We start from the raw sequence: 22469 nt of genomic DNA, 5'->3' as shown, positions 1-22469 counted from the left end.
AACGGACGGTTCGTCATGCCTATCATTCGATCGATGCGCGTCCTCGACGTGCGCTTTCCGACCTCGCGCCAGCTCGACGGCTCCGACGCGATGAATCCGGACCCCGATTATTCGGCGGCCTACGTCGTGCTCGAAACCGACCGCGACGGCCTCGAAGGTCACGGGCTCACGTTCACCATCGGGCGCGGCAACGAAATCTGCTGCGCGGCGATCGATGCGATGCGCCACCTCGTCGTCGGCCTCGACCTCGACTGGATCCGCGAGGACATGGGCCGGTTCTGGCGGCACGTCACGTCGGACAGCCAGTTGCGCTGGATCGGCCCCGACAAGGGGGCGATCCACCTGGCGACGGGCGCCGTCGTCAATGCGGTGTGGGATTTGTGGGCGAAGGCCGTCGGCAAGCCGCTATGGCGGCTTGTCGCCGACATGAGCCCGGAGGAACTGGTGCGGGCGATCGACTTCCGCTACCTGACCGACTGCCTGAGCCCGGACGAAGCGCTCGACCTGCTGCGCCGGCAGGCGCCCGGCAAGCCCGCGCGGATCGCCGCGCTGGAGCGCGACGGCTACCCGTGCTACACGACGTCGGCGGGCTGGCTCGGCTACAGCGACGACAAGCTGCGCCGGCTGTGCCGCGAGGCGGTGGAAGAAGGGTTCGAGTACGTGAAACTGAAAGTCGGCGCGAACCTCGAGGACGACATCCGCCGCGTGACGATCGCGCGCGAGGTGATCGGCCCCGACCGCAAGCTGATGATCGACGCGAACCAGGTGTGGGAAGTCGACGAGGCGATCGACTGGGTGCGCGAGCTCGCATTCGCGCGGCCGTGGTTCATCGAGGAGCCGACGAGCCCCGACGACGTCGAAGGGCATCGCAAGATCCGCAAGGCGATTGCGCCGGTGCAGGTCGCGACCGGCGAGATGTGCCAGAACCGCGTGCTGTTCAAGCAGTTCATCGCGCGCGGCGCGATCGACGTCGTGCAGATCGACGCGTGCCGGCTCGGCGGCGTGAACGAGATTCTCGCGGTGATGCTGATGGCCGCGAAGTACGGGCTGCCGGTGTGCCCGCACGCGGGCGGCGTCGGGCTGTGCGAATACGTGCAGCACCTGTCGATGATCGACTATGTGTGTATTTCCGGTACGAAGGAAGGGCGCGTGACCGAGTACGTCGATCACCTGCACGAGCATTTCGTCGAACCGTGCGTGGTGCGCGGCGCGGCGTACATGCCGCCGACGGCGCCCGGCTTCTCGATCGAGATGAAGCCCGAATCGCTGGAGCAGTACCGGTTCCGCGGCTGACGCATGGCAACGCACGACGGCGCACCGCGCGCGTCGTGCGCGGCGACAACATGAACGACGGAGACGCGAAGTGGATTTGAATCTGCAAGACAAGGTCGTGATCGTGACCGGCGGCGCGTCGGGCATCGGCGCCGCGATCTCGATGCGGCTGGCCGACGAAGGTGCGATCCCGGTGGTATTCGCGCGGCACGCGCCCGACGATGCGTTCTGGCGCGCACTCGAGCAGAAACAGCCGCGCGCCGCGTGCGTGAGCGTCGAGCTGCAGGACGACGCGCAGTGCCGCGACGCCGTTGCGCAGACCATCGCGCGTTTCGGCCGCATCGACGGCCTCGTCAACAACGCGGGCATCAACGACAGCATCGGGCTCGACGCCGGGCGCGACGCGTTCGTCGCGTCGCTCGAGCGCAACCTGATCCACTACTACGTGATGGCGCACTACTGCGTGCCGCACCTGAGGGCGGCGCGCGGCGCGATCGTCAACATCTCGTCGAAGACGGCCGTGACCGGGCAGGGCAACACGAGCGGCTATTGCGCGTCGAAAGGTGGGCAGCTCGCGCTGACGCGCGAATGGGCCGTCGCGTTGCGTGACGACGGCGTGCGCGTGAACGCGGTGATCCCCGCCGAAGTGATGACGCCGCTGTACCGGAACTGGCTGGCGGGTTTCGACGATCCGGACGCGAAGCTCGCCGGCATCGCGGGCAAGGTGCCGCTCGGCCGGCGCTTCACGACGGCCGACGAGATCGCCGACACGGTCGTATTCCTGCTGTCGGATCGCGCGTCGCACACGACGGGCCAGTGGCTGTTCGTCGACGGCGGCTATACGCATCTCGATCGCGCGATCAGCTGAGGGCCGCGATTCATGCAACCCGACTCGAACCCGAACGCCGCGCCGCCGCTGATCGCGCTGACCGGCATCGGCAAGCGCTTTCCGGGCGTGCAGGCGCTCGACGATTGCCGTTTCGACCTGCGCGCGGGCGAAGTGCATGCGCTGATGGGCGAGAACGGCGCCGGCAAGTCGACGCTGATGAAGATTCTCGCGGGCGTGTATCAGCGCGATGCCGGCGAAATCCGGATGGACGGCCGCCCGGTGGAGATCGCCGATCCGCGTGCCGCGCAGGCGCTCGGCATCGGCATCATCCATCAGGAACTGAACCTGATGAACCACCTGAGCGTCGCGCAGAACATCTTCATCGGCCGCGAGCCGCGCGGGCGCTTCGGCGTGTTCGTCGACGAAGACCGGCTGAACCGCGACGCGGCCGCGATTTTCCAGCGGATGCGGCTCGATCTCGATCCGCGCACGCCCGTGGGCAGGCTGACGGTCGCGAAGCAGCAGATGGTCGAGATCGCGAAGGCGCTGTCGTTCGACTCGCGCGCGCTGATCATGGACGAGCCGACCGCCGCGCTGAACAACGCGGAGATCGCCGAACTGTTCCGCATCATTCGCGACCTGCGCGCGAACGGGGTCGGCATCGTCTACATCTCGCACAAGATGGACGAGCTGCGCCAGATCGCCGATCGCGTGACCGTGATGCGCGACGGCAAGTACGTCGCGACCGTGCCGATGGCGCAGACGTCGATGGAGTCGATCATTTCGATGATGGTCGGCCGCCAGCTCGATACGGACACCCGCACGCCGCCCGATACGTCCGCGAACGATATCGCGCTCGAAGTGCGCGGGCTGTCGCGCGGCCGCGCGATCCGCGACGTCGGCTTCACGCTGCGGCGCGGCGAGATCCTCGGCTTCGCCGGGCTGATGGGCGCGGGCCGCACCGAGGTCGCGCGCGCGGTGTTCGGCGCGGACCCGGTCGATGCCGGCGAGATCCGCGTGCACGGCAGGACCGTGACGATCCGCACGCCCGCCGACGCGGTGAAGGCCGGCATCGGCTATCTGTCCGAGGATCGCAAGCACTTCGGGCTCGCGGTCGGGATGGACGTGCAGAACAACATCGCGCTGTCGAGCATGCGCCGCTTCGTGCGCCGCGGCATGTTCCTCGATGCGCGCGGGATGCGCGAGGCCGCGCAGTCGTACGTGCGGCAGCTCGCGATCCGCACGCCGTCGGTCGCGCAGCCCGCGCGGCTGCTGTCGGGCGGCAACCAGCAGAAGATCGTGATCGCGAAGTGGCTGCTGCGCGACTGCGACATCCTGTTCTTCGACGAGCCGACGCGCGGCATCGACGTCGGCGCGAAAAGCGAGATCTACAAGCTGCTCGATGCGCTCGCCGCCGACGGCAAGGCGATCGTGATGATCTCGTCGGAGCTGCCCGAGGTGCTGCGCATGAGCCACCGGATTCTCGTGATGTGCGAAGGCCGCGTGACCGGCGAATTGCGCGCGGCCGACGCCACGCAGGAAAGGATCATGCAGCTCGCGACGCAGCGCGAGTCGACCGTGTTGCCCTGATTGCCTCGATTGTCCCGATTCAGACGCCTACCCGATCATGTCCAACGATACGCACCCCGTTCCGCCCCTTGCCACCGGCGACACGCCGGCCGCCGCATCGCGCCTGAAATCGCGCTTCTTCAATCCGGCCGCGCGGCAGAAGCTGCTCGCGTTCGCGAGCCTCGTGCTGCTGATCGTGTTCTTCAGCTTCGCGTCGTCGAACTTCCTCGAAGTCGACAATCTCGTGTCGATCCTGCAGGCGACCGCCGTAAACGGCGTGCTGGCCGTCGCCTGTACGTACGTGATCATCACGTCCGGCATCGACCTGTCGGTCGGCACGCTGATGACGTTCTGCGCGGTGATGGCCGGCGTCGTGCTGACGAAATGGGGGATGCCGCTGCCGCTCGGGATCCTGGCCGCATTGTGCTTCGGCGCGCTGTCGGGCTGCGTATCGGGCTTCGTGATCGCGAAGATGAAGGTGCCGCCGTTCATCGCGACGCTCGGCATGATGATGCTGCTCAAGGGGCTGTCGCTCGTGATCTCGGGCACGCGGCCGATCTACTTCAACGACACGCCGGGCTTCACGTCGATCGCGCAGGATTCGCTGATCGGCAACCTGATCCCCGCGCTGCCGATCCCGAACGCGGTGCTGATCCTGTTCCTCGTCGCGATCGGCGCGTCGATCGTGCTGAACCGCACCATCTTCGGCCGCTACACGTTCGCGCTCGGCAGCAACGAGGAGGCGCTGCGGCTATCCGGCGTGAACGTCGACGCGTGGAAGATCGCCGTCTACACGTTCAGCGGCGCGGTGTGCGGGATCGCCGGCCTGCTGATCGCGTCGCGGCTGAACTCCGCGCAGCCGGCGCTCGGGCAGGGCTACGAGCTCGATGCGATCGCGGCCGTCGTGATCGGCGGCACGTCGCTGTCCGGCGGCGCGGGCAGCATCGTCGGCACCATCATCGGCGCGTTCATCATGAGCGTGCTGACCAACGGCCTGCGCATCATGTCGGTCGCGCAGGAATGGCAGACGGTCGTGACGGGCGTGATCATCATCCTCGCCGTCTATGTGGACATCCTGCGCCGGCGCCGCCGCTGACGCGCCGACACGCATGGGCTTCACCGCCGGCCGGGCCGGCATTTCAGTCGATACCAACCAAGGAGACGCGAAGTGATCAGGAGCAAGGTGTTGAACGCGATCGTCGGGCTGACGTTCGCCGTCGGCGTCACGGCCGGCGCGCAGGCGCAGGAAACCTATATCCCGCTGATCTCGAAGGGCTTCCAGCATCAGTTCTGGCAGGCCGTGAAATCGGGCGCGACGCAGGCCGCGAAGGACTACAAGGTGAAGGTGACGTTCGAAGGGCCCGAAACCGAGGCGATGGTCGACAAGCAGATCGACATGCTGTCCGCCGCGATCGCGAAGAAGCCGGCCGCGCTCGGCTTCGCGGCGCTCGACAGCAAGGCCGCGCTGCCGCTGCTGAAGAAGGCGCAGGCCGAGAAGATTCCGGTGATCGCGTTCGACTCGGGGGTGGACAGCGACATTCCGGTGACGACGGCCGCGACCAACAACAAGGCGGCCGCTGCGCTCGCCGCCGACAAGCTTGCCGCGCTGATCGGCGACGAAGGGCAGGTGGCCGTGGTCGCGCACGACCAGACGAGCCGCACCGGCATCGACCGCCGCGACGGCTTCCTCGAACGAATGAAGTCGGCGCACCCGAAGGTGCAGGTCGTGACCGTGCAGTACGGCGAAGGCGATCAACTGAAATCGACCGAAGTGACGAAGTCGATCCTGCAGGCGTATCCCAAGCTCAAGGGGCTGTTCGGCACCAACGAAGGCTCGGCGATCGGCGTGGTCAACGGCGTGCGCGAGATGAAGCGCAAGGTCGTGATCGTCGGCTACGATTCCGGCAAGCAGCAGAAGGATGCGATCCGCAGCGGGCTGATGGCCGGCGCGATCACGCAGAACCCGATCGGGATCGGCTACAAGACGGTCGAGGCGGCCGTGAAGGCGATCAAGGGCGAGAAGCTGCCGAAGGTCATCGATACCGGCTTCTACTGGTACGACAAGACCAATATCGACGATCCGAAGATCGCGGCGGTGTTGTACGACTGAACGTGGCGGAATGGCGGGGCGGCGATGCGGGCCGCCGCCGCGACGATCGAACACGAGGGCATCATGGGCGCAGTGCGTATCGATTCGCATCAGCACTTCTGGCGTTATCGCGCGGCCGACTATCCATGGATCGGACCGGACATGGGCGTGCTCGCACGCGACTACCTGCCCGATGCGCTGTGGCCGCAGATGCATGCGCAGGCGCTCGGCGCATCGATCGCGGTGCAGGCGCGCGCCGGCCGCGACGAGACGGCGTTCCTGCTCGATCTGGCGCGCGACGATGCGCGCATCGCGGCGGTGGTCGGCTGGGAGGATCTCGGTGCGCCGGCGCTGGCCGACCGTGTCGCCGAGTGGCGCAGCCCGAAGCTGCGCGGTTTTCGTCATCAGGTGCAGGACGAAGCCGACGTCGGCGCGTTCGTCGCCGATCCCGGCTTCAATCGCGGCGTCGCGTGGCTGCAGGCGAACGGCTACGTGTACGACGTGCTCGTATTCGAGCGCCAGTTGCCTGACGTGCGTACGTTTTGCGCGCGGCACGACGCGCACTGGCTCGTGCTCGACCACGTCGGCAAGCCGGCGCTTGCCGAGTTCGAACGCGACGACACGGCGCTCGCACGCTGGCGCGCGTCGCTGCGCGAACTCGGCGCGCTGCCGCACGTCGCGTGCAAGCTGTCGGGGCTCGTGACCGAAGCCGACTGGCGGCGCGGCCTGCGCGGGCCGGACATCCGGCACATCGAGCAGTGCCTCGACGCGGCGCTCGACGCGTTCGGCCCGCAGCGGCTGATGTTCGGATCGGACTGGCCCGTGTGCCTGCTCGCGGCGTCGTACGACGAAGTGGCGTCGCTGGTCGAGCGCTGGGCCGAATCGCGGCTGTCGGCGGCCGAACGCGGCGCGCTGTGGGGCGGCACGGCCGCGCGTTGCTACGCGGTGCCGGGCGACGTGAAGCGCGGCATATAAAATAGGCGCGAACGGTCTGCCGATCCGTCGGGCCGTCCGGAACGAAACCGATTACCAGCGTCAACGTATGTCCATCCAGCCGATTCAGAACCGCCGCCTCTACCAGCAGATCGCCGACAAGCTCAGTGCGATGATCGAGTCCGGCGATTTCCCGCCGGGCAGCTATCTGCCGCCCGAGCGCGAACTCGCCGAACGGTTCGGCGTGTCGCGCACGTCGGTGCGCGAGGCGCTGATCGCGCTCGAAGTGAACGGGCTCGTCAGCGTGCGCGTCGGCGACGGCGTGAAGGTGCGCCATCCCGAAACGGCCGCCGCGCCCGAACCCGCGCCGGCGCCCGATGCGACGGTAACGGTTGCGCCGTTCTCGATCGTCGAGATCGATCCGGAGCTCGGCATCGCGCTCGATCTCGACACGGAAATCCCGCCGTTCGCGCTGCTGCAGGCACGCCGGCTGATCGAGCCGGAAGCGGCGTCGCTGGCCGCGCAGCACGGCTCGGACGCGCAGATCGAAGGCATTCACGAAGCGTTCCTGCGCAATCAGGACGACAACCGCAGCGGCTCGCTCACGCACCCGGGCGACCGGCTGTTCCATATCCGCATAGCGGAAGCGAGCGACAATCCGGCGTATGCGCTGATGATCAAGCAGTTGCTCGCGCACAAGTACGACCCGATGTTCCAGCGGCTGCAGTCGCTGTACATGCCGAACGACATGCCGCACCGGTCGGAGCGCGAGCATCGCGCGATCCTCGACGCGATCCGCGCGCGCGACCCCGACGCCGCGCGCCGCGCGATGGCCGAGCATCTCGACGAAGTGATCCGCATCTTCGGCCGCGCGCTCGATTGAGTGCGCGCGTCGATTCCCTGCAGATTCGGAAGCGGCGGGCGCGATGCGCCCCCTTCCGGCTGGCGACGCGGCCTCCGTTCCGCACGAGGACGCCGGCCGCCCGGACCGAACGAACGCTGCGATGCGAGCGCCACGCGCCGGCCCACCGGCACGCCGCTCGCGCGCCGAATGGAGTGTGACGAATGCGCGTGAACGATTGCCACAATTTCCACGACTTCCGTGAGCTGGCCAGACGGCGGTTGCCGGGACCGATCTTCAATTACATCGACGGCGCGGCCGACGATGAAGCCACGTATCGACGCAACACGAGCGCGTTCGAGCACTGCGATCTGGTGCCGAACGTATTGCGCGGCGTGCGCGATGTCGACCTGTCGGTGACGGTCATGGGGCAGAAGCTCGGCATGCCGGTTTATTGTTCGCCGACGGCGCTGCAACGCCTGTTTCATCATGACGGCGAGCGCGCGGTCGCTGCCGCGGCCGCGAAGTTCGACACGATGTTCGGGGTGTCGTCGCTCGGCACCGTGAGCCTGGAGGAAGCCCGTGCGATCAGCCAGGGCCCGCAGGTGTACCAGTTCTACTTTCACAAGGATCGCGGCCTCAACCGCGAGATGATGAACCGCTCGAGGCAGGCCGGCGTGAACGTGATGATGCTGACGGTGGACAGCATCACCGGCGGCAATCGCGAGCGCGACAAGCGCACCGGCTTCTCGATTCCGTTCCGGCTGACGCTCGCGGGGCTGACCGAGTTCGCGTTGAAGCCGGCCTGGGCGTTCAACTATCTGACCCACGAGCGGTTCCGTTTGCCGCAACTCGACCGGCACGTCGATATGGGCGGCGGCGCGATGTCGATCAGCCGCTACTTCACGGACATGCTCGATCCGTCGATGTCATGGGACGACGTCGCCGCGATGGTGCGGGAGTGGAACGGGCAGTTTTGCCTGAAAGGCGTGATGTCGGTCGACGACGCCCGCAGGGCGGTGGACATCGGCTGCACCGGCATCGTGTTGTCGAACCACGGCGGCCGGCAACTGGACGGTTCGCGCGCCGCGTTCGATCAGCTTGCCGAGATCGTCGACGCGGTGGGCGACCGGATCGACGTGATGATGGACGGCGGCGTGCAGCGGGGTTCGCACGTACTGAAAGCGCTGGCGCTGGGTGCGAAGGCGGTCGGCCTGGGGCGTTACTACCTGTTCCCGCTCGCCGCCGCAGGGCAGCCCGGCGTCGAGCGCGCGTTGCAGCTGATGCGGGCGGAGATCGAACGGGATATGCGGCTGATGGGCTGCGCCGCCGTTTCGCAGCTCGGGCGGGATCAGCTTCGCTTTCGCTGACGGCGGGTGCGACGCCGTTCGGGCGCGCGCGCCGGCCGGTATCGCGCTCAGAAGCGATCCGCGCGATACGGCGCCGGATCGGTGAACGGCGCCTCGCCGGTCATCATCTCGGCCAGCAGCCGGCCGGTGACGGGGCCGAGCGTCAACCCGTGATGGTTGTGCCCGAACGCGAACCACAGCCCGCGATGCGCGGGCGCGGGGCCGATCACCGGGCGCATGTCTGGCGTGCACGGCCGGAAGCCGAGCCACGGCTGCGGGTCGAGCCGCTCGCCGAACCCGAACACCGGCCGCGCGACGCGTTCCGCGCGCTCGAGCTGCACGCCCGTCGGCGGAAGCCCGCGCCGCGCGATCTCGACGCCCGTCGTCAGCCGCAGCCCGCGCCGCATCGGCGCGATCACGTAACCGTATTCGCGATCGACGATCGGCGCCGACGGCACGCCACGTTCGGACGGCGCGTAGTGCATGTGATAGCCGCGCTTCTCGCGCAGCGGGATCTTGTAGCCGAACTTGCCGAACACGGTATCGGACCACGGGCCGAGCGCGACGACGACGGCCGGCGCGGCCGCCGGGCCGTCGTCGGTCCGGACCTGCCAGCCGGGCGACAACGCGTCGAGGCTCGCGGCGTCGCCCGTCAGCAGCGTGCCGCCGCCTTGCACGAACAGTTGCGCATACGCTTTGACGAGCGCGGCCGGATCGATGACGCTTTTCGGGTCGAGCCAGTGCAGCGCGCCGCAAAAGCCCGGCGCGAGGCTCGGTTCGTGCGCGAGCAGCGCCGCCGCGTCGAGCGGCGTGATGCCGAGCCCGTGGCGGCGCGCGGTGAGGCCGGCCTCGGCCACGCCGCGTTCGAACGCAGCAGGCGTGCGGAACGCCTCCAGCCAGCCGCTCGCGCGGATCAGTTCGCCGGCGCCGGCCCGCGCGATCAGTGCGTCGTGTTCGACGATGCAGCGTTCGATCAGCGGCAGCATGTCGCGCGAAGCCGCCGCGTGGCGCAGCGGCGCCGATTCCCACCAGAACCGTGCGAGCCACGGCGCGAACGCGGGCAGCGACGCACTGTGCCAGTAGAGATCGGTCGAGCGGTTCAGCGCATAGCGCATCAGCGTGAACGGGCTGCGCGGGAACGGATACGGTTCGACCGACGAGCGCTCGATCAGCCCCGCATTGCCGAAGCTCGTGCCTTCGCCGGGCGCGCCGCGATCGACGAGGGCAACCTTGCGGCCGCGATCCTGCAGGTGCAGCGCGGCGGAGACGCCGACGATGCCGGCGCCGAGAACGATGACGTCGAAATCCATCGATGGTGAATGACGGTTGGCGGGGCGCCTGCCCGCGGTACGGTGCGCGCGCCCGGGTTGGACAGTGTTCGAGCTGCAAGCATACTCGCGGCGGCGCGCGGCACCAAGGGGCGCGTCGCTAACGGGGCAGGTCGCGCCACGCGGCCGAGAACCGGCGCGCGGCGTCGAAGCACACCGCGTCGCCGCCGGGCGCACCGATCAACTGCACGCCGACCGGCAGCTCGCCCGGTGCGAAGCACGGCGCGCTGACGACCGGCAGCCCCGCGAACGAGATCGGCTCGGTCTGTCGCGACGCCGGTGATCGCGAATGCGGGTGTTCAAGTTGGCGGGGAAGCGGTTGGGGGAGACGTCGTTTGATTTGTCGGCGGTGGGTGGCTCAGAGGTATCGCGGTTGTTCGCGCAACCGAACGCGAGAAGGCATTCGCGTCCGGTGCGTGGGTAGATCGTGTGACAACGGTTATCTGCAGTCGAGCGTCAGCATTGCGATGCCGTGATTCGTCAATCGACTGTGCAGTTTGTCGAGCCGACCGTGGAGGTAGTTGCAGACGGCGGCCCCATGCACTGGAAAACGTTCTGACTCACCAAGTAAGACCATATGAAGTTTGAGACAGCCGCGCATCCAATCCGCCGATTAATTCGCAGGCGTTGGCACTGAACCAACGATGGATGCCACACTCACCCAAAGCATCAAAAACAGCCCCAATTTCCCATACTTCCCACGATTTCTCCCGGGTGTATCCCACTGGTTGCGCACGCGACTTTCTACCTAAGATGAAGGAATCGTGCGCGTTAATTCGGTACCTGCACGCGCATGGAGGGAGGCAGTAGGCAGCGTCGGGACCGACGCCGGCGGATGTTCCCATCATGGATGCGAAAGTGCGCGCGTCCGCTGCCAGTTTTGCGACTGCAGCGACGCCAACGGGCGCGGCGGCAATGGCCGCGCGGGCGGGCCCCGGCCGTCTTGGCCGAACCGCTTCGCTGCGCCACGCGTTTCTCGCAATCGTTTGCGTTCTGAGTGCGGCACCTACCGTGCTCGCCGGGGTTCCCGCCGATGTTGACGATACGCTCGACACCGTGCGCATCGCCGCCGCCGCGAGCCCCGCCGATTCCCGCGATCCCGCCTTTTCATCACACGACACGGCCGTGCGTCAGGTCGTGCTCGGCATCATCAGCTTCACGCGCTGGCCGACGACGCCCGTTCGCCTGCATCTGTGCGTGACGGGCCGGCCCGACTATGCACGCGGCCTGACCGACACGCTGCAGGCCGGCTCGACGCTGCTCGACGTGCAGCGCGTGCGCTTCGACGATCCCGCGCTCGGCATGGCGTGCGACGTCGTCTATCTCGGCACCTTGAGCGAAGGCGAGAGAACGCAGGTGAGGGCAGCAGTGGCCGGCCATCCGGTCCTGACGATCTCGGAGCACGACCCGTCCTGCACCGCAGGCGGCATGTTCTGTCTCAACGTCGACGGCGAACACGTGTCGTTCGACATCAATCTCGACGCCGTGGCGCGCAGCGGCGTGCGCGTGCACCCGAACGTCCTCAATCTCGCACGACGGCCGGTGACGCCATGACACGGTCCGCACCCCCCGTTTCCGCTTCGCGCCTGCCGCGCCCGACGCTGCAAAGCGTGTTGCGTCGTGCGCACCTGCGCCTCGCGTTCGTCGCCGTCGCGATGGCCGCCGTGTCGTTGATCGTCGTCGCCGTGATCGCGTTGCGAGCCTATGCCGGCAACAACCTGAACCTGCTGGCGCGCTCGCTCGGTTATACCGTCGAGGCGGCGCTCGTGTTCGGCGATCGCATCGCGGCGAACGAGGCGATCGGGATGATCGCCGGCGACGAGGACGTCACGCAGGTAGTCGTCACCGACAGCAAGGGACAACTCTTCGCGACGTGGCAGTTGCCGGCCGGAAACGGGATCGCGCGGCTCGAGCGCGCCGTCGCCGCCGTGGCGCTACCCGGGCCGGTTACCGCCCCGGTGATGCATGACGGCATCATCGTCGGCCACGTCGTCGTACGCGGCCGAGGGCATCAGTTCTTCGGCTTCCTGCTCGGGGGCGTCGGCGGCATTCTCGGCTGTCTCGCCTTCAGCGTGTTCGGTGCGTATGTCAGCTCCAAGCGTCTGCTGCACGACATCGTTTCGCCGCTGCGCGCGCTGGCGGGCGTCGCGCACGCGGTGCGGCGCGAGCGTGCGTTCGGGCGCCGCGTCGAGCCCGCGGCGATCGATGAACTCAACCAGCTCGGCGACGACTTCAACGCGCTGCTCGACGAATTCGAAGACTGGCAGAACACGCTGCGCGACGAGAACGCGTCGCTCGAACACAAGGCGACGCACGATGCGCTCACCGGGTTGCCCAACCGCGTGCAGTTCGAGTCGCGCCTCGCGCTTGCGCTTTGCGATGCGACGTTGACGGGGCAGCGCGTCGCCGTTCTTTATCTCGACTGCGACCGCTTCAAGGAGATCAACGATTGTCTCGGCCACGACGCCGGGGACGCGGTGCTGATCGGCATCGCGTCGCGGCTGCGCACGCGGGTGCGCGAGGCCGATCTCGTCGCGCGCCTGGGCGGCGACGAGTTTGCGGTGATGCTGGCGACGGTGCCCGAAGCGGGCAGCGTGTGCCGGATCGCCGACGAGATTTTGTCCGGCATGGCGCTGTCGATCGAGCTGTCCGACGGCCGCGTGGTGGCCACCATGATGAGTGCCGGCATTGCGCTGTATCCCGATCACGCGTCGGACGCGAGCGGCTTGCTGCGCGCGGCGGATATCGCGATGTACCGCGCCAAGCGCGCGCGGCCGGGATCGTGGCGGTTGGCGGAGAGCGTTGCAGGGCCGGTGTGACGTTGATCGACTCGCGCTGCGGGCGAGGCCGCAGCGGCGGTTAAAAGAAGCGCTTGCAGAGCGGGCGCGATAGAAGGGGATGCGAAATGAACCACTCGTTTCCTGTGAGCATGGGGCGGATGTGCGTCGGGAGTGCGCTGCTGCTGGGCATGCTGCTGGGGGGCTGCAAGACGCCGCCGCTTCATCGCGGGCTGACGCAGACGCAGGTCACGGCGCTGAAGTCGGCCGGGTTCCAGGAGACCGGGCAGGGATTCGAGTTCGGTTCGACCGGGCCGATTCTGTTCGATTTCGATCGGTACAACCTCAAGCCGGATGTCAGGCGGATCGTCGAGCGGATCGGGCGGACGTTGCAGTCGGCGGGAATCAACGGGGTGCGGGTTTATGGGTACTCGGACGACGAGGGGGAGGCTGCTTACGATTTGGAGTTGTCGAGACGGCGGGCCGAGGTCGTTGCTGTCGAACTGGTCGACGTCGGACTCGATGCGAAGCGGATCGCGATCGTCGGGAAAGGGAAGCGCGATCCGGTAGGAGACAACAAGACGCCGGCAGGGCGGGCGCAGAATCGGCGGGCGGCGATCGTGGTTTCGCCGCGGTGAGGGAGGTGCGCCGCGATATCGATTGCACGCCTGCCGACCAGTAGGCTGTCTAGTATGGTTGCTCAAACACTGCGCCCGGAATGCCTTGGTGCGGTCAGTTCGTTTTAACTGTTTCCTGCCATTGTCACGCAGACGCCTGAGGATGCAGTGTCACGGTTTTCATTGCAGGCCGTCGCGCTGCTTCGGCGCGGCGTGCCGCCTCCGGGCACCCGGCCGGTGGTCTCTTTTTCGGATTTTCAGGGCCCGAACGAAAACGTTTGCAGGACATCTTTCAAGCGGTCGGGTTTTACCCTACATTATCGGGGCTGCGGGCCGGCGAGCCGGCTCATGGAACCTGAGATCACACGCAAGGAACAAGAATGAGTTTCGCTCCGAACGGGGGTATTCCCAGTGGATTGGGCGGTAGTGCGCTCGGCTCGTTGAGCGCGCTCGGGGGCCTCGCCGGCCCGGTGGCGTCGAGTGTGGCCGGCAGCCTGGGGCCGCTCGCCGGCCTGGCCGGGCACGTCGACACCGTCCAGCGCGCGATGCAGCTCGCGCAGACCGGCTTCTCGCTGATGGACAAGACGCCCGGCGCGATTGCAGAGGCGATCAACGGCGCAGCTAACCCGGCACGCCTGACCCAGCTCAACCGCTATGTGACGCTCGACACGCCGCTCGGCCCGGATGTGCTGCTGGTCAGCGCGGCCGTCGTCGACGAGCACGTGAACCGCTTGCCGGAAATCCACCTCGACCTGCTGTCGCATCGCCACGACCTGCGGCCCGAGGACCTGATCGGCCAGCAGGTCAAGATCCGCTTCGACCAGCAGGCGCGCCTGTCCACGCTCGAACGCGTCGTGGCGTCGGGCACCGGCGACAACGACCGCTATTTCGACGGCTACGTCGCGTCGTTCGACCGCGCCGGCAACCCCGGGAACGTCACGCAATACCACCTGACGGCCGTGCCGTGGTTCTGGTTCCTGACGCGCTCGACCGACTGCCGGATCTTCCAGAACAAGACCGCGCAGGACATCCTCACCGAGATCTTCCAGGAACACGGTTTTTCCGATTTCACGTTCGACATCCGGACGAGCCAGAAGCCGCTCGAGTACGTCGTGATGTACCAGGAGAGCTACTACAATTTCTGCGCGCGGCTGATGGAGCAGGAGGGGCTCGTGTGGACGCACCGCTACGAGAAGGACAAGCACTTTCTCGTGATCGGCGACACGAACCTGCTGTTCCGCCCGATCGAAGGGCTCGCCACCGTGCCGTTCGCCGCGACCGAGGCCAGCGAGGGCAGCGGCATCGACCAGTTGCACGAAGGCCGGCGCTTCGGCGTCGGCAAGGTCACGTTCCGCGACTTCAATCACCAGAATCCGTCGTCCCCGCTGATGCTGGTGGAGGCCGGGCCGCAAAACCTCAAGCATGCGCGGCTCGATGCGACCGAGCGGTTCGAGCACCAGTCGCTGTACGACCACGGCGACGACGGCCACCGCTACGCGCGTTACGCGATGGAGGCCGAGGAGGCGCAAGCCCATCGTTATACCGGCGGCGGCTATGCGTGGCGCATGACGACGGCGGGCGCCGTGACCGTCGCGAACCACCCCGTCCTCGAAAACAACCAGGAGTACGTGATCCTGCACGTGCGTCACGAGGCCGTGAACGACTATACGCAGCACAGTGCGAAGCTGCCGTACCGCAACAGCTTCTCGCTGCTGCCGAAGAAGATCCCGTACCGCGCGCCGCGCGCGACGCCGAAGCCGGTGATTCACGGCACGCAGTCGGCGATCGTCGTCGGGCCGAAGGGCGAGGAAATCTATACGAACGGCAGCGCGGTGAAGGTGCATTTCCCGTGGGACCGGCGCGGCAAGAAGGATGGCTCCGATTCGATGTGGGTGCGCGTGTCACAACCGTGGGCGGGCGACGGCTGGGGCGCGGCCGCGATTCCGCGGATCAAGCAGGAAGTGCTGGTGGCGTTCAATCAGGGCGATCCGGATAACCCGGTGATCGTCGGCCGCGTGTTCAACGGCGAGCAGGGCAACCCGTATCATGGCGCGGCCGGCCAGACGATGGGGATCAAGAGCCAGACGCACAAGGGGCAGGGGTCGAACGAGTTGCTGATGAGCGACGTCAATGGCGCACAGATGTTCTACATGCATGCGCAGAAAGACATGCATACCGTTGTCGAGGACGCGCAATGGACTCAAGTTCTCAAAGGCGACCGGACCGTCGAGGTCGGCAAGGGCAACCATACGACGGCTGTCACGGTTGGCAACCTGTCGGACGTTGTCATGCAGGGCAATACGCTGCATCAGACTCCGCAGGGTGTGCACACACTGGAAGCCAAGGAGCTCTGGATCAAGATCGGCGGCGACGGCGGCACGCGTATCCACATGACTGCTGACTCGATCGACATCTATAAGGGCGAGTCGGTGATCCACCTGGATGACAGCAACATCAATATCCAGGCTGCTAGAACCGACATCAATCCGAAGAACGGCTGATACCAATAAGGATAACAAAGCATGTACCAGATGCAGGAAGGCACATTGGCGCTGCCCGTGGAGTGGCAGGACAAAACGATGAACGTATTTGTGTCGGCAGCGACTGGCACGGAGGGCGTGAGTTTCGTGATCACGCGCGAGCGACTGCCGTGGGGCATGAAGTTCGCCGAATATGTGTCAAGCGAAATCCGGAAGGTGGCGAAGCAGGTTCCAGATTATGCCGAGGTGGCAAATGAAGACGCCACCGTATCCGGGCGCGCCGCGCATGTGCACGAGTTTACTTGGACGAACAACCAGGCGCCCATTCACCAGCGGCTGACGATGGTGGAATACGGGCAGGTTGTCCTGATGCTCACCTTTACTGCGCCCGGTACGCTGAGTGACACACAGCGCGAACAAATCCGGGCGGTGATTCAGAGTCTTCAATTGCGCGATCCGATCTGAGGTTGCAATGTCGGACACGCCGAATTACGACGAGCCGAGCGGCAGCGCGCAGGAACGTCTCGATCAGATCGCCGGGCTGGAGGACGGTGAAGCCGCGAAAGCGGCCGAGCAGCCGTTTTACGAGCACCTCAACTACGGGATGCTTGGCGCCGATGCGGGCCTGACCGCCGTTGAGGGGACGGCCGCCGGGCTGAGTGCGGCCGGTACAGCGCTGGCTGGTGGCGCGACCGGCGGGGCGGCACTGGGTGCGGGCGCAGTTGCGGCGGGCACTGTCATGCTTCCACTCGCGATTGCAGTCGGTGGCGCCTGGGCACTCGACAAGGTTGGTTTCACTGGATGGCTCTCCGGGCAATTCACGCGGGTCGGCGATGCACTGGGCCTGACGATCGGCCACGGCGATCCGCATCCCGCCTGTGTAGGCGATCGCATCGCGCATTCGTCGGGGTTTATGGGAATCCTCACCGGCATTGCCGTCGGGGTGGCGATCGGTGTTGCGGTGGCGGCTACTGTGGCGACTGGCGGACTCGTCGGCGGGTTGATCGTCGGGGCGTGCCTGGCGGGCGGCCTGACGCTCGGCGGTGCGCTTGCGTCGGCCAGTCAGAGCATGGGCAGCAACTGTGGGGAGATCAAGACTGGATCGGACAATGTGTACTTCGAGGGCAAAAAGGTCGCGCGTGTCACGGATCTGGTGAAGTGTGATCACCATTCGAGCGCACCGCAGGCGCTCGTCGACGGCAGCAAAACCGTGTTCGTCAACGGGCTGCCGCTGGTGCGGATCGGCCACGAGACCCACTGCAGCGGCAAAGTCAATTCGGGGCGCAACAGTATCTGGATCGACAAGACGACTGGAAATTATGGCCCGAAGAACCCGGAGCTGTCCGCGACGCAGGAATTCCTGGCGGGTTTGATCGGCGGGATTGTAGGCGGCGGAGTTGGAAAAGTTGGCGGCAAGGGGCTGCGGGCGGTGCGCGAAAAATTCCGGCCCGAGCCCACCCGATCGGCAGAGCAGAGGGGTACCAAGGACGAGAATCGACCGAAGTGCAAGGACCCGGTTGATCCGGTATCCGGAGAAATGCTGGAGATCCGCACGGATCTGGCCATTCCTGGAATCCTGCCTCTTGAGTTTAAACGACGCTATCGGACTCGATCGGACGATCATGGATTGCTCGGTCACCGCTGGTCGGACAACTGGTCGCAGCGATTGGCGTTCGATGGTGGCCGCTTCGTGCGATTCCACGATGGCGCAGGTCTGGTGATCGGCTTTGACGCGCCGGATATGGCGCTCAACGGCATTAACCTGCGTGAGCCGCGTTATCGGCTGGTTGGAAGTCGCCTTGAGCCGCGCATCTTCGATCGTGACACTCGGCAACTGCGTATTTTCGCGCCGCTCGTCGACGGGCGCTCGTCTCGCCTCGAACGGATCGAGGACCTCGACGGCAATACGGTTGCCTTCTCCTACGATTCCACGGGTCGCTTGAGCAACCTGGCCCATAGCGATGGCTATCGAGTGGAAGTGGCCTATCACGGACGTGAACGTGAACCCGAGCGGATCGTTTTGCACGATGCCGAAGGGTATGTGCGAACGCTTGTCGACTATGGCTTCCAGGGCGGCATGCTCAGCCGCGTGGCGAGCCTCCAGTTCGGGGAGTTTCACTATGCCTACGACGAACACGGCTGGATGACCCAATGGCGGGACACAGATCAGACCGATGTTCGATATCGGTACGACACCGCTGGTCGAGTGATCGAGACGGGCACTCGTCAGGGCTATCACACCGGGCGGTTTGTCTACGAAGCTGGCCGCACGCGCGTTTTCGACGCCGACGGTGAACGAATTTTCGACTATAACGACGAGGGTTTCGTCACCGCCGAAATCGATCCGCTAGGCCATAGCATCCGCTCGGAATGGGAATTCGGCCGCATGATGGCCCGGATTGATCAGCTTGGGCGACGGACGGACTATCGATACGATGAGCAAGGTCAACTGATTTCGGTTACGGACAGCTCGGGGCGCACGCTTGGCTTCGAATACGATGACGCGCAGCTGCTCACTGGAGCGAGTTTGCCGAACGGCGGCCGGATCAAGCTCGAGTACGATCATCTGCGCCGATTGATTGCACGCACCGAGCCGGATGGCACCAAGACGACCTATCGCTACGGCCCGAACGGCGAACTGCTGCGCATCGTCGCTGGCGATCGCGAAACTCGCCTCGACTACGACGACCGGTTTCGACTGACCGACATCGTATTGCCGACGGGCGCTCGTTTTCGGCGCAAGGTCGACTTGTTGGGTCGGATACTGGAGGAAACGTCGCCCGATGGGCATGTGACTCGCTTCGACTACACCGACGGCCCGGACAATCCGCGTGGCCATCTGAGAGCGATTACGCGCCCCGATGGTACGGTTTCGAAAGCGCAATACAACAGCGAGGGCTTGCCGGTTGAGTGGATCGATCCGCTCGGTCGCACGACTCAGCGAACCTATGGTCCGTTCGATCTGCTCACGGCATCGATTGATGCTGCCGGCCATGCCACGCGTTTCGAGTACGACCACGCGACGCGATTGACCAAGGTCGTCAACGCACTGGGCGAAGCCTACACCTACCGCTACGATGCAGCTGGGCGGCTCGCAACGGAAATCGACTGGGGCGGCCGCACGACCCAATACGAGCGGGACGCTGCCGGGCGCCTCCTCACGAAAACACTGCCTGATGGTGGACAGTGGCGTTACACGTACGATGGTTTCGACCGTCTCGTCGAGGTCGATGCTGGGGATGTGAAGCTTGCGTATCGCTATGACTTGAGTGGACGATTGGCGTCAGCCGAAGTGCAAGGTGAGCACGCTCATGTGACGCGCTTTGCTTACGACAGGAACGGACGACTGATCGGCGAGGATCAGCACGGCGAACTGCTGCGGCACGTCTACGACGCTGAGGGGCAGCGGCGTCTGCGGATGACGCCGCGGCGGGAGACGGCCTATGCATACGATGCACTGGGTGCGCTGACGCAGGTCGGAGGGCTCACGATCCATCGCGACGGCCTGGGACGTGAAATCGGTCGGCAAGCGGGGACGTTCGTTACTCAGCATCAATACGACGCGCTCGGCCGCCTCCGCCGACAGATCGCGGGCCCTGCCGTAGCATTCGAGGCCTTGCAAGCCGACCCGGCCCATGCGCTCGAGCAATTGACACGACAGGTCTATCATTACGACGCCGCTGGACAACTAGAGCGCGTCGACAGCGACGCCGACACGCTTACGTACCGGCGTGACGCGCGCGGCCAGATCGTTTCTGCAGAAAGTTTGCTGCAGCCGGCGGAGCACTTTCGTTACGACGCGGCAATGAACATTGCCGCGCACGGGCGCCAGGCTCCCGTGGATACTCACCATTACCACCGAGGCGGCCTGCCGGAACGGATCGGCCATGCGCGCTATCGGTACGACTCACGTGGCCGCACGATCGAGAAGACCGTCGAACAGCCCGGGTTCCGGCCAAAGACGTGGCAATACACGTGGGATGGGCTCAATCGGCTAGTGAAGGTTGCGACGCCCGAACGCGGGGTGTGGCTGTACCGCTACGATGCTTTCAACCGCCGAGTCGAGAAGCAGCGACTCGGCAGCCGCGAAACCGTGAAGTTCCTATGGGACGGTCCGACGCTGGCCGAGCGCTGGATCGAGCAGCGAGACGGTACGACTGGTCAGGTCGTGACCTGGCATATCGAGCCGGGCAGTTTCTCCCCGCTCGCGCAGGAGACCGAGGATGGTCTATATCCGATCCTGACCGACCAGATCGGCCTGCCGAGAGCCGTGTTCGACGAACAAGGCCAGCCGGTGTGGAGGGCCGCGTATTCGTTGTGGGGAAAATTGCTGCCGGTTAGGCGAGCAGCTAATGACATACAGAACACGCCGATCGACACGACGCTACGCTTCCCTGGTCAATGGGCAGACGATGAGACCGGGCTCAGCTACAACCTGAATCGCTACTACGATCCCGATTCCGGGCAGTATCTCAGCTTCGATCCGATCGGACTGGAGGGCGGGCTGCGGACGCAAGGTTACGTCGCCGATCCTTTCGTCGAGTTCGATCCCCTCGGCCTCGCTACGTGCGAGACTAGCGACTCTCAAATTGATAAGGGTTTGAGCGGCCGGGGGGTTCGCCCGGGGCCAGGTGAGCGTTCGCTGACGCGGGAGCAATATCGCGAATTGATGCGTAATCGAAATCAGGGCGATGCACTACAGGCCGCTTTGGATCAGAAGATTGCGTCTCAGGACTACGTCTATCGCGCAACTACGTGGAAAGCTATTGAAAATTACCGCAAGCAAGGCAGCATCAGTGGCTATAAGGGTGCAGGAACGTACATGTCGACAGACTACGTCGGGACAAATCAAGGCGTGCTGATGGATCGCGGTCAGGTTTTCCAACACTGGGGGCCGCCCGACGTATTGTTGAAAATCCCGACATCGGAGCTCTCTTCGGCAACCGTACCAAGACCGCTCGGAGGAAAACTTTCGGTTGGATGGGAACCAGAAACGTCGTTCTATCCGGCAGCAGGATCTGGTGGACAGAATCAGTTCATGGGAACAACGAAATCGTGGTCTGACGACTGGATTATTCCAGTCGACAAATCAATGTGAACGTCATGGATCAAGATATTCAAGATATGTTTCGGCGCTACCGCGATCGAGGTGTTGATTTGCAACAGCTACGCGCATGGTTAGATAACCAAGGAGCACGCGTCGAAGCACAAATTCCACGAGGTCAGTTGCTGAAGCTTCGGCGGGGAAGCGAAGCCCAGAGCAACGGAGCGATCGCTCAGTTGCTGCCCGCGTGCACGCACTGCCGTGGTATCGGGTTGCCCAAGCAGTTCGTGTCGCGCATGGAGTATCAGCAATATTCACAACGCCGTGATGCTGCTGTTGCAAGCGGAATTCTTACGGAAATCGTTCCGCCGCTTTTTGATTCCGAGGGCCCAGGCTCGGCAGGTTCTGCAATGTACTATCGTTGCTCTCAGTGTCATTCGATTTGGGTATTCGTGGAACCTGAGAGGGCGGAAAATGGATCATGGAATAGAGTTATTTAAATTAAATTCCATATGACCCGTCGGAAAAAAGGCGTGGTGACCAAGGGCAGTCATGTGCCTGTGGTGCTGGATATGCAAGACAGTAATTAGGCGTCGTTGCCGCTACGACTGCTTACTGCAACGAATTGCTATTGCATTGTTTGGCGTGAAGTGCGTGGTTGTCCAATCGAGAGGGTATGAGTACTGGAATTGCAATTTACGGGATAGATCCGACTCAGGCCGTCTCCACTCTAGAGGCGGCTGAAGATCTATTTCGTCAATTGGGCTCGGAGGCAACCAGGGCGATATTTTTTAAATTCGTCGTTCGAGGTGGGGAGAGAACTGTTGACGATCAAGAAACATCTCTCCCTGATCTGAGGTCAACAATATCGAATGGGGAAGTTTCCGCATTTCAGGTATTTAATGAGGTTGGCGTTCCGACTATTTCGTTTGGTTGCAATGTCCCGGAATTTTTTGAGAAAAACTCAGGATGATTTATCCTTTGAACGTACTCAACGAGAATCACTTGGAGATTCGCATCGATGATATTTCATTGAGGGAATGGATTATGTCTGATTCGTCTCGAGGTTCCTTGAGAAGTATTCCAGACAATATGTGGCTCTGGGCCGTCGAGGAGGCAGATTTGACCGCAGTAAACAACGCTTGTGGAGAAGCAGGGATATTGCTCGCTTGGCAAAAAGCACCTGCGAATAAGCCGGCGCGGAAATTGCCCTGAGGTCATTTTCAGAACGGTGCGAATCGTAACCAACTTACGGCGGTTGCGGATCTGGAGACCGAGGATGGTCTATATTCGATCCTGACCGACCAGATCGGCCTGCCGAGAGCCGTGTTCGACGAACAA

At 64.7% G+C, this 22469-nt stretch carries 18 protein-coding genes and 1 pseudogene; 17 read left to right on the top strand and 2 right to left on the bottom strand.

Annotation, left to right across the window (positions count from 1 at the left end):
• The first annotated feature begins 15 nt into the window (after positions 1–15).
• From WS89_RS10370 to WS89_RS10335, 8 genes are all read left to right on the top strand, one after another.
• The gene (locus WS89_RS10370; RefSeq protein ID WP_059502364.1) at positions 16–1293 is read left to right on the top strand and encodes an L-fuconate dehydratase; all 1278 of its coding nucleotides are present in this window, start codon (positions 16–18) and stop codon (positions 1291–1293) included.
• 70 nt (positions 1294–1363) lie between these two features.
• Entirely contained in the window at positions 1364–2140 is a 777-nt protein-coding gene (locus WS89_RS10365; protein WP_059502366.1) for an SDR family oxidoreductase, read from the top strand.
• A 12-nt stretch (positions 2141–2152) separates the two neighbouring features.
• Complete coding sequence (locus tag WS89_RS10360; RefSeq protein WP_059790806.1) at positions 2153–3691, top strand: sugar ABC transporter ATP-binding protein; 1539 nt, start codon at positions 2153–2155, stop codon at positions 3689–3691.
• Between the two features lie 37 nt (positions 3692–3728).
• Positions 3729–4766, top strand: a complete 1038-nt coding sequence (locus tag WS89_RS10355) for an ABC transporter permease (RefSeq protein WP_059790804.1) — start codon at positions 3729–3731, stop codon at positions 4764–4766.
• 72 nt (positions 4767–4838) lie between these two features.
• Positions 4839–5780 (top strand): ABC transporter substrate-binding protein, encoded by a 942-nt coding sequence (locus tag WS89_RS10350; RefSeq protein ID WP_059502372.1) that lies wholly within the window; start codon positions 4839–4841, stop codon positions 5778–5780.
• A gap of 63 nt (positions 5781–5843) precedes the next feature.
• The gene (locus WS89_RS10345; RefSeq protein WP_059790888.1) at positions 5844–6734 is read left to right on the top strand and encodes an amidohydrolase family protein; all 891 of its coding nucleotides are present in this window, start codon (positions 5844–5846) and stop codon (positions 6732–6734) included.
• Positions 6735–6801: 67 nt separating this feature from the next.
• Positions 6802–7575 (top strand): FadR/GntR family transcriptional regulator, encoded by a 774-nt coding sequence (locus tag WS89_RS10340; RefSeq protein ID WP_059502374.1) that lies wholly within the window; start codon positions 6802–6804, stop codon positions 7573–7575.
• Positions 7576–7757: 182 nt separating this feature from the next.
• Positions 7758–8903, top strand: a complete 1146-nt coding sequence (locus WS89_RS10335) for an alpha-hydroxy acid oxidase (RefSeq protein WP_059502375.1) — start codon at positions 7758–7760, stop codon at positions 8901–8903.
• 47 nt (positions 8904–8950) lie between these two features.
• Here WS89_RS10335 and WS89_RS10330 read toward each other — a convergent pair whose 3' ends face one another.
• A complete protein-coding gene (locus tag WS89_RS10330) occupies positions 8951–10192 on the bottom strand; it encodes an NAD(P)/FAD-dependent oxidoreductase (RefSeq protein WP_059790801.1) in 1242 nt (413 codons plus the stop codon).
• 118 nt (positions 10193–10310) lie between these two features.
• A pseudogene (locus WS89_RS34585) lies at positions 10311–10475 on the bottom strand (amidase family protein); the annotation flags it as partial.
• Positions 10476–11056: 581 nt separating this feature from the next.
• On the opposite strand from WS89_RS34585, the gene WS89_RS10325 reads away from it, so the two are divergent.
• From WS89_RS10325 to WS89_RS33690, 9 genes are all read left to right on the top strand, one after another.
• Positions 11057–11764 carry a YfiR family protein gene (locus tag WS89_RS10325; RefSeq protein ID WP_059790799.1) on the top strand — a complete coding sequence of 236 codons (708 nt, stop codon included), beginning with the start codon at positions 11057–11059 and terminating at the stop codon, positions 11762–11764.
• Complete coding sequence (locus tag WS89_RS10320; RefSeq protein WP_059502386.1) at positions 11761–13029, top strand: diguanylate cyclase domain-containing protein; 1269 nt, start codon at positions 11761–11763, stop codon at positions 13027–13029. The genes WS89_RS10325 and WS89_RS10320 overlap by 4 nt, the downstream gene beginning before the upstream one ends.
• Before the next feature lie 86 nt (positions 13030–13115).
• On the top strand, positions 13116–13625 hold the full coding sequence (locus WS89_RS10315; protein WP_059502388.1) for an OmpA family protein: 510 nt from the start codon (positions 13116–13118) through the stop codon (positions 13623–13625).
• Positions 13626–13984: 359 nt separating this feature from the next.
• A complete protein-coding gene (locus WS89_RS10310; RefSeq protein ID WP_059790798.1) occupies positions 13985–16105 on the top strand; it encodes a type VI secretion system Vgr family protein in 2121 nt (706 codons plus the stop codon).
• A gap of 21 nt (positions 16106–16126) precedes the next feature.
• A complete protein-coding gene (locus WS89_RS10305; RefSeq protein WP_006484761.1) occupies positions 16127–16549 on the top strand; it encodes a DcrB-related protein in 423 nt (140 codons plus the stop codon).
• Positions 16550–16556: 7 nt separating this feature from the next.
• Positions 16557–21182 carry a DUF6531 domain-containing protein gene (locus WS89_RS10300; protein ID WP_257128154.1) on the top strand — a complete coding sequence of 1542 codons (4626 nt, stop codon included), beginning with the start codon at positions 16557–16559 and terminating at the stop codon, positions 21180–21182.
• Positions 21183–21187: 5 nt separating this feature from the next.
• A complete protein-coding gene (locus WS89_RS32140) occupies positions 21188–21628 on the top strand; it encodes a hypothetical protein (RefSeq protein WP_257127412.1) in 441 nt (146 codons plus the stop codon).
• Between the two features lie 176 nt (positions 21629–21804).
• Complete coding sequence (locus WS89_RS33695) at positions 21805–22101, top strand: hypothetical protein (RefSeq protein WP_156440533.1); 297 nt, start codon at positions 21805–21807, stop codon at positions 22099–22101.
• 32 nt (positions 22102–22133) lie between these two features.
• The gene (locus tag WS89_RS33690; protein ID WP_156440532.1) at positions 22134–22343 is read left to right on the top strand and encodes a hypothetical protein; all 210 of its coding nucleotides are present in this window, start codon (positions 22134–22136) and stop codon (positions 22341–22343) included.
• The last annotated feature ends 126 nt before the right edge of the window (positions 22344–22469 follow it).

Source organism: Burkholderia sp. MSMB1072, from assembly GCF_001524725.1.
In the GTDB taxonomy this organism is placed as follows: Bacteria; Pseudomonadota; Gammaproteobacteria; order Burkholderiales; family Burkholderiaceae; genus Burkholderia.
This window is presented reverse-complemented; position numbering and strand designations above follow the sequence as displayed.